This is a genomic window from Streptomyces sp. NEAU-sy36 (assembly GCF_013423905.1).
Classification (GTDB): domain Bacteria; phylum Actinomycetota; class Actinomycetes; order Streptomycetales; family Streptomycetaceae; genus Streptomyces; species Streptomyces misionensis.
The window spans coordinates 4010355-4022358 of record NZ_CP058977.1; the positions used below are offsets into that span (position 1 = coordinate 4010355).

6 protein-coding genes are annotated in these 12004 nt (G+C 71.1%); 1 reads left to right on the forward strand and 5 read right to left on the reverse strand.

The window, feature by feature from the left end; translation table 11 throughout:
• Nucleotides 1–15: 15 nt before the first annotated feature.
• From HZZ00_RS18390 to HZZ00_RS18410, 5 genes are all read right to left on the reverse strand, one after another.
• Nucleotides 16–4629 carry a type I polyketide synthase gene (locus tag HZZ00_RS18390; protein WP_180333209.1) on the reverse strand — a complete coding sequence of 1538 codons (4614 nt, stop codon included), beginning with the start codon at nucleotides 4627–4629 and terminating at the stop codon, nucleotides 16–18.
• The gene (locus HZZ00_RS18395; RefSeq protein WP_180333210.1) at nucleotides 4622–7165 is read right to left on the reverse strand and encodes an amino acid adenylation domain-containing protein; all 2544 of its coding nucleotides are present in this window, start codon (nucleotides 7163–7165) and stop codon (nucleotides 4622–4624) included. Before HZZ00_RS18395 ends, HZZ00_RS18390 begins: the two co-directional genes overlap by 8 nt.
• Nucleotides 7166–7229: 64 nt before the next feature.
• Complete coding sequence (locus HZZ00_RS18400; protein ID WP_257585966.1) at nucleotides 7230–7793, reverse strand: class I SAM-dependent methyltransferase; 564 nt, start codon at nucleotides 7791–7793, stop codon at nucleotides 7230–7232.
• 370 nt (nucleotides 7794–8163) lie between these two features.
• Nucleotides 8164–10155 (reverse strand): carbamoyltransferase C-terminal domain-containing protein, encoded by a 1992-nt coding sequence (locus HZZ00_RS18405; protein WP_180333212.1) that lies wholly within the window; start codon nucleotides 10153–10155, stop codon nucleotides 8164–8166.
• Between the two features lie 322 nt (nucleotides 10156–10477).
• Nucleotides 10478–10717, reverse strand: a complete 240-nt coding sequence (locus tag HZZ00_RS18410) for an acyl carrier protein (RefSeq protein ID WP_180333213.1) — start codon at nucleotides 10715–10717, stop codon at nucleotides 10478–10480.
• 324 nt (nucleotides 10718–11041) lie between these two features.
• On the opposite strand from HZZ00_RS18410, the gene HZZ00_RS18415 reads away from it, so the two are divergent.
• Nucleotides 11042–11926, forward strand: coding sequence for a TauD/TfdA family dioxygenase (locus HZZ00_RS18415; protein ID WP_180333214.1), 885 nt, complete (start codon nucleotides 11042–11044; stop codon nucleotides 11924–11926).
• Nucleotides 11927–12004 lie beyond the last annotated feature (78 nt).

Sequence of the window (12004 nt, forward strand, 5' to 3'; positions counted from 1 at the left end):
CGCCGCGCGCCGCCATCAGCTGGCCGCCCGGAGGTTGTCGACGAGGGCGCCGAGGGTGCGCACCGTGGGGCCCTCGTACACGATGGTCAGCGGGACAGCCACGCTCAGCTCCTGACGCAGTCGGTGGACGACCTGGAGGCCGAGCAGGGAACTGCCGCCCAGCTCGAAGAAGTTGTCCTGGGCGCCGACGCTCTCCACGCCGAGCAGCTCCTGCCAGATCTCCGCCACCCTGTGTTCGGTCTCTCCGCTCGGTGCGACGAACGGGTTCCGCAGGTTGGGCCGCTCGTGCCGGGCGACGGGCGCCGCCGCCTCGGCGGACGGGTCGGACCACAGCTCCTGGCGCAGCGCCAGGTCACCCGTGGAGGTGATGATCTGCGGTTGTGGCGCCGCGTCGAGCAGGGCGTCGAAGACCCGCCGGCCCTCGGCCGGGGTGAGCGCCAGGTCGCGTACGGCGGCCCCGAGCTCGGAATCCGCCCGGTCCTCGGAGGAGAAGTACCAGGCCTCCCAGTTGACGCTGGTCCAGGGCAGGTCCGCGCTGTGGTGCCTCTGGGCGAAGGCGTCGAGCACGGCGTTCGCGGCGGCGTAGGCGGCGAAGCCGAGTCCGCCGAGCAGCGAGGCGATCGAGGAGCAGATGAGGGCGAAGTCCAACCGCTGGTCGGCGAGTACCTCGTGCAGCACCTGCGTGCCGTACAGCTTCGGCCCGAAGTGCCAGGAGGCCTCCTCCTCGCCCAGGACCGAGATCTCCCGGTGGGCTGCCTTGCCGGTCGTGCCGGCGCAGTGGAGCACGCCGTCGATCGGTCCGAACTCCTCCAGGACGCGCGCCTTCAGGGCGAACATGGCAGCGCGGTCGGAGACGTCCGTGGCGGCCACCAGCACCTCGGACCCGAGGGCCTCGATCTCCTGGACGGCGCGGACCGCCGACCGGACGGCTTCCGGGTGATGCGGATCGGCCCATTCCTCCCGGGGCGGCAGGCCCGTCCGCCCGAGCAGCACCAGACGCACCTTCGCCCGGTCCGCGAGGGCCCGGGCCATGAGCAGGCCGATCTTCCCGAGGCCGCCGGTGAGCAGGTACACTCCGCCGTCGCGGACCGGTGAGGCGCCTCGTACAGGCGGCTCGCCGGCCGCGTACGCGGGCGCCCAGCGGTGCCGGCCGCGCAGCGCGACAGTGCGCTCGCCCGGCGGGGCGGAGAGCTCTGTCAGCAACTGTTCCACCAGGCCGGGCACGGACTGCGGGCCCTCCGGGCGGAGGTCGAACTGGACGCAGTCGAGCGTGGGATACTCCTGCGGCAGCACCCGGCACAGGCCCTGGACGGCGGCCTTCGCCGGGCAGAGCGGCTCGTCGCCGAGGACTGAGTGGACTTCGGAGGACAGCACGTCCCATCGCTGCGGCTGCGTCATGAGTTCGGCCTCGACGGCCTGGGCCCAGTGGACCAGGCTGTCGAAGGAGCGGTGCAGCAGGGCCCGCACGTCCTCGGGCGCCGCGGCCCGGTCCGCGTCGTCGCCGACGCTCCAGCAGTGCACGACCCGGCCGGGCAGCGGTCCCTCGGCGCGCAGCGCCTCGGCGAGCCGGCCGAAGTGCTCCGCGCGGGCGGGGTCGAGGACGTACTCGCGCTCGCCCTCCCGGTGCCAGTCGGCCCCGCGGGAGACCACGCGCACGGTGGCGCCGAGGGCACCGAGACGGTCGGCGAGGCGGCGGCCGACCCCGGCCTCGTCGGCGAAGACGAGCCAGCGCTCGGCGACCAGGCCGGCCTCGGCGTACCGGGGTGCGCCCGCCAGCCGCTGCCAGGACGGTGTGTAGAACCACTGGGGCAGGTCGCCGCGCCGCTGCTGGGCCGATCCGCTGCCGGGCTGGACGGTCCCGGGCGCGAGCCAGTAGGTGCGCCGTTCGAAGGGGTACGTGGGGAGCGGGACCCGCCTGGCTCCCGCCGGGGCGGGGAAGGGGCGCTCCCGCCCGGCCAGCCAGAGGCGGCCGGCGGCGCGCAGGAGTGCGGTGCGGGCGCTCTGCCCGAGCATGGCGCCGGGCAGGGAGGGGACGACGACCCGGTCGGTGCCGGCGGCGGCGGGATGCTGGAGGGCACCGGGGGTCAGCGTCGGCGCGGGGCCGATCTCGACGATCGCGATGTCCGGGACGGACCACAGGGCGGCCAGGCCGTCCGCGAACCGCACGCTCTGTCGGACGTGCCGGGCCCAGTACTCGGGGCTGGTGGCCTCGTCGTCGGTGATCCAGGTGCCGGTCAGGTTGGAGACGAACGGCACGGCCGGAGCGTTCAGCCGTACGGAGCGGACCAGTTCGGCGTACCGCTCGACGACCGGCTCCATCATGGGGGAGTGGAAGGCGAAGCGGGTGGTCAGCCGACGGGTGGCGACACCCGCGGCCAGCAGCTCGTCGGCCACCCGCTCGATGCCCTCGACGGTTCCGGAGAGCACGCAGGTCTGGGGGCCGTTGACCGCGGCGAGGCAGACGTCTTCGTCCGTGTACCTCGCGACGGCTTCCTCGGAGAGCGGTACGGCGAGCATCGCGCCCTCGCCCTGCTCCTCGATCAGCCGCGCGCGCTCCACGACGAGGCGCAGGGCGTCGGGCAGCAAGAAGACCCCGGCCACGCAGGCGGCGACGTATTCGCCCAGGCTGTGGCCGATCATCGCCTCGGGCTCGACGCCCCAGGCGGCCCAGAGCCTGACGAGGGCGTACTCGAGGGCGAACACCGCGGGGTACCCGAAGAGGGGCTGGTCCAGCGGGTGCTCGCTGCGCTCCGGCTGGAGCAGCAGCCTGCGGAAGTCGAACGGCTGCTCGGGCGCGGTCGCGGACTCGCCGGCGGCGAGCAGGAACTCGCGGATGTCCGTGCCCAGCATCGGCAGCAGCAGCTCGGCGCACTCGTCCAGGGCGGACCTGAACACGTGCTCCTGGGCATGAAGTTCGCGGGCCATGCCGGGGAACTGGGTGCCGAACCCGGTGAACATGAATGCCACGGGACGGTGCGCGGCCTCGGGCGCGGTCCCGGTCAGCAGCCGTCCGTCGTCGCGGGCGTCGAGCGCCGCCACCGCCTCCTCGACGCTGCCGGCGACCAGCATGCGCCGGTTCGGGAAGGCACGGCGGCCTCGCTGGAGGGTGCAGGCGACATTGGCGAGTTCGAGGCCGGGGTGGGCGCGGAGGTGGTCGTGAAGCTGGTCGGTGGCAGCCTCCAGGGCCTCCGGGCTCTTGGCGGAGAGCACCAGCAGTTGCTCGGTGCCGCCGGCCGGCCGGGGTTCGCGCGGCACCTGCGGGGCCTGTTCGAGAATGACGTGGGCGTTGGTGCCGCCGAGCCCGAAGGAACTGACCCCGGCGCGGCGCGGGCCGTCGCCTTCGGGCCAGGGCAGCAGCTCGGTGTTGACGTAGAACGGACTGCCGTCCAGGGCGATGCGCGGGTTGGGCTTCTCGAAGTGCAGGGTGGGCGGAAGCTGCCCGTGCTCGACCGCCAGCACTGCCTTGATCAGGCCGGCGACGCCTGCGGCCGAGTCGAGGTGGCCGATGTTGGTCTTGACGGATCCGAGTGCGCAGCTGTGCTCCGGGACCCCGGAGTAGGCCGAGGCCAGCGCGGAGAACTCGATCGGGTCCCCGAGGATGGTGGCCGTCCCGTGCAGCTCGACGTAGCCGATGCTCTCGGCCGGGACGTCCGCGTTGGCCAGCGCCGTGGATATGACGGCGGCCTGGGTGGCCGCGCTGGGCGCGCTGAATCCGGCCCGCCGGGAACCGTCGTTGTTGAGTGCCGAGCCCTTGATGACCGCATGGATGTGGTCGTTGTCGCTGATCGCATCCTTGAGGCGCTTGAGCACCACCATGCCGACGCCGTCGCCGCCCACCGTGCCCTGGGCGCGGGCGTCGAAGGTACGGCAGTGGCCGTCCGGCGAGAAGATGCCGTCCGGGCGGTAGACGTAGCCCTTGTTCCTGGACCCGTCGACGGCGACGCCGCCGGCCAGCGCGGTGTCGCACTGATAGGCCAGCAGCGCCTGGCATGCCTCGACCACGGCGGCCAGCGAGGTGGAGCAGGCGGACTGGATGTTGAGGGCGGGGCCCTCCAGCCCGAGCTTGTAGGAGACGCGGCTGGCGAGGAAGTCCGGCCGGTTGCCGATCACCGTCTGCTTGTCGCCGAGGATCTGCGCGGCACCGGGTTGGGTGGCGATGTTGTGGATCAGGTAGGTGTTGTTGCCGGCGCCCGCGTAGACGCCGACGAGGCCGTCGTGGCCTTCGGCGTCGTACCCGGAGCTTTCCAGCGCCGCCCAGGCGCATTCGAGCAGCACCCGGTGCTGCGGGTCCATGAGCTCGGCCTCGCGCGGGGAGTAGCCGAAGAAGGCGGCGTCGAACTTCTCGCTGTCCGCCAGTACGTAGCTCGCGCCGACGAAGTTCGGGTCGGCCAGGGTGGCGGCGTCGACGCCGCGCGCCGCGAGTTCCTCCTCGCCGAAGCGGGTGAGGGAGCAGACGCCCGCCTTGAGGTTGCTCCAGTACTCCTCGACCGTTCGGGCGCCGGGGAAGCGGCCGGCCATGCCGACGATGGCGATGTCGAGGCTGTCCTCGTACTCGGAGAAGCCGTCGGCGGGCTCGGGGCCGGGCCGCACGCCGATGGCGGACTCGACTTCGGGGGAGTGCTCACTCATGGTGACCTCGCTTCGCTTGCAACTGCTGCTGGCGGCGCCTGAGCAGGGCGTTCTGCTGAGCTCCTCTGCCGCGGGCGGTGCCAGGGGCGGCGCCCTGCTTCTGCTGCGAGAGCAGGCCGGCCTGGGCTCGGACGGTGGTGTGCTGGAACAGGTCGAGCAATTCGATCTCCCGGCCGGTCGCCGTACGGAGCCGGTGGTGCAGCTCGACCATGAGCAGGGAGTGCCCGCCCAGGTCGAAAAAGTTTTGGTCGGTGCCGACCGCCTCCTCGGTGCGGAAGAGCTCCTGCCACACCCGGGCCACCAGCCGCTCCAGCTCGTTGCGTGGCGGCAGCGGTGCGGCGGTGGGTTCCGCGGGCCGGGGCAGCCTGCTGCGGTCGACCTTGCCGTGCCCGCTGAGCGGCAGGCGGTCAAGCGTCACCAGCGCCTGCGGCACCATGTGGGGGGAGAGTCTCTCCCGCAGGTGGCGCTCCAGCTCGGCGGTGGCGGGCCCGGCGCCATGCGGCTCGATGTAGGCGACCACCCGCCGGTCGCCGGGCACGTCCTCGCGTACCACGACGATGGCGTGGCGCACGGCGGGATGACTCTTCAGCGCGGCCTCGATCTCTCCCAGGGCGACCCGGAAGCCGCGGACCTTGATCTGGTCGTCGCGCCGGCCGAGGAAGGCGATCGTCCCGTCGGCCAGGCGGCGGACGATGTCGCCGGTGCGGTAGAGGCGAGCGCCGGGCCCGCCGCCGAGGGTGTCGGGGACGAAGGCAGCGGCGGTGAGGTCGTCGCGGCGGTGGTAGCCGCGGGCGAGGGTGGCACCGCCGATCAGTAGTTCCCCGGCCACGCCGACGGGCGCGGGGCGGCCTGCGGGGTCCACGACGTGGGCCTGGGTCCCCGGGAGTGGCACACCGATCGGCGCGGTCTCCCACTCCGCTTCCGGGTGGTCGGCCACGGCGAGGGTCAGCACGCCGACGGTGGTCTCGGTCGGGCCGTAATGGTTGAAGACTCGGCAGTGGGGGACGAGGCGCTGCAGGGCGCGCAGCCAGTGCCAGTCCGACGCCTCGCCGCCGACGACCAGCAGGCGGCGCGGCAGGAGCTCGGCGAAGCGCGGGGAGGACTGGAGGGCGCGCAGGTGCGAGGGGGCGATCTTCAGGCAGTCGACCCCCCAGGTCTGCACCCAGTCGGCCAGCTTTCCGGCGTCCAGTGCGGCGTCCCGCGAGATCAGCTGCACCTCGCCGCCCGTGCACAGCGGCGGGGCGAAGGCGGTGACGCTGGAGTCCACGGTCAGCGGCTGCACCATCGCGAAGCTGAGCGGCCTGTCGATGCCGAGCCGCCGGACGATAGCGCGGGTGTAGGCGACGAGCTGGCGGTGCTCGATCACGACGCCCTTGGGCTTGCCGGTGGAGCCGGAGGTGTAGAGCAGGTACGCGGCGTCCCCGCAGGCTGATTGCTCGGGGGGCGCGTCCTGCGCCGGGCGGCCTGCCAGCACCTTCCACTCGGCGTCGAGCTCGATCACCCGGTGCCCGGTGTCGAGCGGCGCCGTCGCCACCACGGAGTGCACGGCTGCGTCGCCCAGGATGCCGTCCCGCCGCTGGACGGGGTCGTTCGGGTCCACCGGTACGTACGCGCCGCCGGCTTTGAGGATGCCCAGCACGGCGACCATCAGCCGTACGTCGCGATCGACGCAGAGGCCCACGGTCACCTCGGGGCCGACACCGGCCTCGCGCAGCAGGTGGGCCAGCTGGTTGGCACGCGAATTGAGCTCGCGGTAGCTGAGAGAGGCGCCCTCGGACCGGACCGCGACCGCCTCGGGGGTGCGACGTGCCTGCTCCTCGAAGAGCCGGTGGAAGCTCGGGCCGTCCGGCTCGCCCGCCACGCCGTTCAGCTCGGCGATGGTGCGCTCCTCTTCGGGGGTGAGCAGGGGCAGTTCGGCCACCGGTCGGTCCGGGTCGGCCGTCGCGCCTTCGAGGAGCCGGAGCAGGTGGTCCACCGCGCGGCGGGCGGTGGAGGCATCGAGGACGTCGGCCGCGAACACCAGCTGCCCGGTCAGTTCGCCGTTGCGCCAGCAGAGCCGCAGGTCCAGGTCGCAGTACGTGGCCTCGGGAGCGGCACGCGGCGCGGACAGGCAGGAGAAGCCCGGCCACGGGTGCGCCGGTACGGCGTCGCCGGTCTGTCGGGCCTCCGCGAGTCGGGCGCCCGCCGAGCACACCAGATCGCGGAAGCTCCCGCCGACCTCGACGCGGACGGGGGTGGCCGGGCCGGAGCCGTCGGCGACCCCGACCGCGAACTCGGACTGCCCGCCGTACCGGTGCAGCAGCGCCAGGTACAGGGCGAAGGCCGCCGCGGGGAGGTCCGCTGCGCATGCCTCGGCCAGCCGGTGCAGCGCGGCCGTTGCGGCGGCGGGGGCGGTGAAGGGGACCGAACCGGGCCGGTGGTCGCGCCGGGCGGGGCGAGGCCGGTCCAGGGGAAGCTCCGGAGCGGCGGGCAGCTCGACGAGGCGCCCGCCGGCTTCGGGATCGGGCACGGGCGTTGCGGGGTGCGCGAGTGTCATGAGGGATGCCTTGAGGAGTTCGGGCGAGGACGTACGTCATCCGTCCTGCTGGAGCGGGCCACGGCTACGCGGAGTGCTTGGTGCAGAGGTAGATCTGGTTCCGGCGGTGGTCGGCGGGTACGTCGATGACCTCGACGGACTCCGAGAGGGAGTGCAGCAGCGCCTCGAACGGGCCGGCGGCGTAGCGGTTGAGCCAGATGTAGCCGTTGGCGGTCTCCCGCCGCAGCAGTACCTCGGACTCCTGCGGCACCTGGAACATGCAGATCACCACAGTGCGGCGGGCGACCCGGAACAGCTCGCGGACGGCGGTTTCGTAGTACGGGAGGTGCTCTAGCACGTGACGGCAGTTCACCACGTCGAACGAGCCGTCGCGGAAGGCGAGGTCCGTGATGCTCATCTGCTGCCACCGCGCCTCGGGGTACAGTCTGCGGCAATCGGTGATGGCGGCCTCGCCGATGTCGATGCCGGTGTAGTCCACCTCCAGGCCCGCCGCCAGCAGGTGACGGTAGGTGACCCCGGAGATGACACCGCAGTCGAGCATCCCGAACGGCACTCCCTGGTGCAGCGCCGCGATCCGCTCGGTCGCGACCATGTGCGAGGGGTGCGCGGCCCTGTACTCCTCACCCATGTGGGTCACGTCAGAGGTCTGCGCCCAGAGCGATCCCGTGTTCACTGTGTCGATCCCCCGTAGTGATGAAGCAGAGCCGGTCACGACAGGCACGGCCGTCGTCCGGCTGAAGGCTGGTGTGTCGGAGAGTGGGACGCGTGCCGGAGACCGCATGTCCGAAGTGGTCTGACGGCCGGTCGGTCGATCAGCCGGCGCGGAGAGCGGTTCGGTTCGAATGACCGGTCCAGGGCTCCTCTACCGGGACTTTGGGCCTCCCACGACCTCCGACCAGGGAAAACCGCAGGGTGATGTGCAGGGTGACATCTGGCTTGTGCGCCGGGGCGGACCGCTGTCGAACCGGCCGCCCCGGACGCCCTGCACCGATGCCGGCTCAGAACACCGATCCCTCCGCGGATTCGACGTCGAAGACGGCGGCCGGCCCGAACATCCTGGTGTGCTTCGCCGCGGCGAGGGCGAGCGTGCCGCTCGCGTCCCGGGCGCTCGCGACCTCGGCCAGTTGGTTGACCGTGGCGGGTTTCGCCAGTGACTGGTCGCGCAGCTCGGGGGAGCGGGACATCAGCACCATGGCGGCAGTGGTGTAGCCCGCCTCGACCCAGGAGGCCCAGATCGCGTCACGGTCCTCCTCCTGGCCCGTGAACAGGTCCTCGCGGCGTTCGTGCCGGCGGGTGGGAACCGGGGGCCGGCCCTCGGCCTCCGTGCGCAGGGCGACCCGGCGACCCGCGAGGTAAGCGACGGCGGCGCCCTTGCGGATGGCGAAGTTGAGGGCCTGCGCCGCCGTGTCCACCACCGGCTCGCCCTTGTCGTTCAGCGAGGTGTTGCACACCATCGGCACGCCTGTGGCCTGCCGGAACGCCTCGATCGCCCGGTGGAGGAGGGGGTTGGTCCCGGCGGACAGGGTCTGGCGGCGGGCCGAATTGTCGAGGTGGAGGATGGCCGGGACCAGTTCCCGCTTGGACTCGACCACGTACGCCGTCTCGAGCATGTAGGGCGAGGGCCAGGGGTCCTCGAACCACTCGCCGCAGTACTCCTCCAAGACGATCGGGGCGACGGGGCGCCACCACTGCCTGCTCTTCCAGTCGTTGAGCAGTTCCTTCGACCGGGGCGAGCGGGGATCCGCGAGGATGCTCCGGTGGCCCAGCGCGCGCGGGCCGATCTCGGCCGCTCCGTCCGCCCACACCACCGGCCCGGCGGAGAGGTCCTCCACGAACCGGGCCTCGGAGAAGTCCTGGACGTCCATGATGAAGTCCGTGAAGTGCCGCAGCGCGCTCTCGATGTCGGTCAGTTCGGCGCCGTGGTAGGCGGACTCGAGCCGGAAGCCGCCGTCCGGGAGCAGGCCCTCCCCGAGCAGGCCGAGGAGGCCGATCCCGAGCGACTGACCGGAGTCGTTCGCGCTCGGCGGAGTGAGCAGGCCCTTGAACCCGTAGCGGCGCAGGAGGAAGGAGTTGGTCGGACAGTTGAGGGCGAAGCCCCCGCTCATGGAGAGATATGCCTGGGTCGGGTCCACCCCGGACGACTCGAGGAGCCGGTCGACGTTGCGCACCATGACGAGTTCGCAGGCCGTCTGGACGATCTTCATGACCGCGGACTGCAGATGCTCCTGCTCGCTGAAGCGGCTGTCCAGCTCCATGGCGGGCAACTGCGACTCGGCTGCGCGGATCACGGCTTGGACGAAGGGGAGCGTGTCGACCAGCGGTACTCGCCGGCCACCGAACAGCTCCAGCTCCCGCACCGCCGCCTCGGTGTCGAAGTCGATCTCCGTGGGGCAGGCCGAAGCCAGGGCCATCAGGGTGCCTGGTTCCTTGTCGAACTCCGAGGAAGCGGCGTCGTAGATGGGGGCCGGCGACTCGACCGGGGCGAACTCGACATCGCCTCTCGTGGACACACAGCCGGTGTACCAGTACTTCTTGCCCGTCTGGTCGAGGCCGAAGTCGGGCCGGCCGTCCAGGGCCAGTCCGATGATCGTCTCGTTGCGAAAGGCCTCGGAGTCGAGCAGCAGTCCGCTGTAGAGGTGGGCGAGGCTGTGGATCGGGAAGTCCTCGGCCCCCGACGGCACCTTGATGTCGGCGTGGTGCGGCAGACCGGGGGTGCCCCAGGACAGGCTCACGTTGTCCAGGGAGAGACCCTCGACCGCAAGCAGCTCGTTCAGGACCTTGGTGTACCGGTCGACGGTGAACAGTGGCCAGAAGTGGTGCTTCTGCCCGCTGAAGCGCTCGAGCTCCCAGACCCTGACCAGTTCGACCCGCGAGTCGTGACTGCGCCAGAGCGCGATGTTCTGGTCATGGCGCGGCGCTATCACCGACAGGCCGCCGGGCGGGGAGATGTAGCTCGACAGGAAGTACTTCGCGGCTGGGTACGCGGTCACGATGTCTCTTTCGGCGGTGGGACAGTGGCTGCACTGGTTCCTTGGGCAGGCGGTCTGGTGCGGTCCGCTCGGGCGGTCGCCGGGCTGTCGGGGTCGGTGCGACCAGGGCCCGGGTGTCCGCTGGTGACGTCGGATGCGGCAGACCGTCCCGGCAGGGTGCGCTCGGGCCTCGGGCCGGAACGCCGGCGGGCGCGCATCCACGGGACTCCGGCCGTCTGCGGGGGCCTCGGGGTGGGAACGGCGGGGACGGACTCGGCCCCTCAGCGGTAGCAGCCAGCCCCGAGGCGAGCGACGAGATCGCTCGGGTACGTCCGTACCGGAACTACTTCGAAGCGGGAATCCGCTCCTCGACGAGCTGGACCAGTTCGCCGATGTTGGCCACGGTGAACATGTCGACGACGTCGAGATCGACGTCGAACGTGCTCTGGATCGAGACCATCAAGCGGAGCAGCGTCACGGAGGTGGCTTCGAGGTCCTCGAAAGCGCTTTCGAGTGTGACTTCACGCGGAGCGAATACTTCGGAAATTACCGACATCAAGTCGCCGGGCTGATCGTTCGACATTTCTTATTCCCATGTCTCTTATTTGTCAAGCCCTATCAGGTAATTGACCCTAGGGTGCTGGTGAAGCAGAGTCAAGACCCTTTTCCGAGGCGGCGGACGCGGGTGTCCGAGTTGCTCTCTTTCGCAACGGGATGGATGGAGTAAGGGCTGCGCGGCCCGAGGTAAGTTGTTTGTCGGGTCGCAAAGTTGATCCAGGTCCGGGGCTCGACAAGTCGTGCCTACCCTGGGATAGGGTGCTGGAAGTTTCATCGCACAGTCACAGTTCCGGGGGTAGTGGTGTCAGAAATCAGGATTAGGCCTCTCACGCCAATAACGGGCGCGGAAGTGGAAGGCGTCGATCTCACCTCGGACCTGCCTCCGGCTGTCGTCGCCCGCCTTCGCGAGGCCCTGCTGTCCCACAAGGTCCTTGTTTTCCGGAACCAGCCCATGGATGATGAGCGGCACGTCGAACTCACCAATGCCTTCGGCGGAGCCACCGCGGCGCACCCCATCGTGAACGGCCTTCCCGAGAACCCGGCCGTGCTGCGGACCGCCCTGTCCGAGGAGCGGAAGGCGCTCATCGAGGCCGAGGCCGGCCTCAGTCATCCCCTGAAGGAGCGGACGCTGCGGCGCCTGCGGACCGAATGGCACGTCGACAGCACATTCGTGGTCAATCCCAACGCCATCACCATTCTGCGGGGTGTTGAAATCCCGCTGACTGGGGGCGATACTCTCTTCGCCAATCTGGAAGCGCTCTACGAGGGACTGTCGCCATCCCTCCGGGGATACCTCGACACCTTGCAGGCCATTCACTCCCGGCACGCCCCGTCGGCGCCGCCCCGGTTCGACGGCAAGCCGGCCGGGCCCTTCGCTGCCGTCCATCCGCTGGTTCGGGTGCACCCCGAGACGGGTGCGCGCAGCCTGCTCGTCAGTGCCGTCTTCCTTCAGGCCATCCGCGGCCTCAAGCCCCGGGAGAGCGCAGCCCTGCTCGACTTCCTCCTCGACGAGCTCGCCGGGCGGGACGAGATCCATGCCCGGGTCCGCTGGGAGCAGGACATGCTGGTCATGTGGGACAACCGTGCCGTGGCCCACGCCGGGCCGGTGGACGGGCTGCTGTTCGAGGAGGAGCGGATCGTGCACCGCACGACCGTTGTCGGCGACGTGCCCTGCGGGCCCAACGGCTTCAAGTCGCGCGCTCTCATGGGGGGCCGGTTCGAGGCGCTGGCCTGAGCGGCCGCGCCGTTGCGCCACGTCCGCCGCACGGGCCCGGATTCCGCGAAGGCCGTTCGGACGTTGTCGATGTACCGC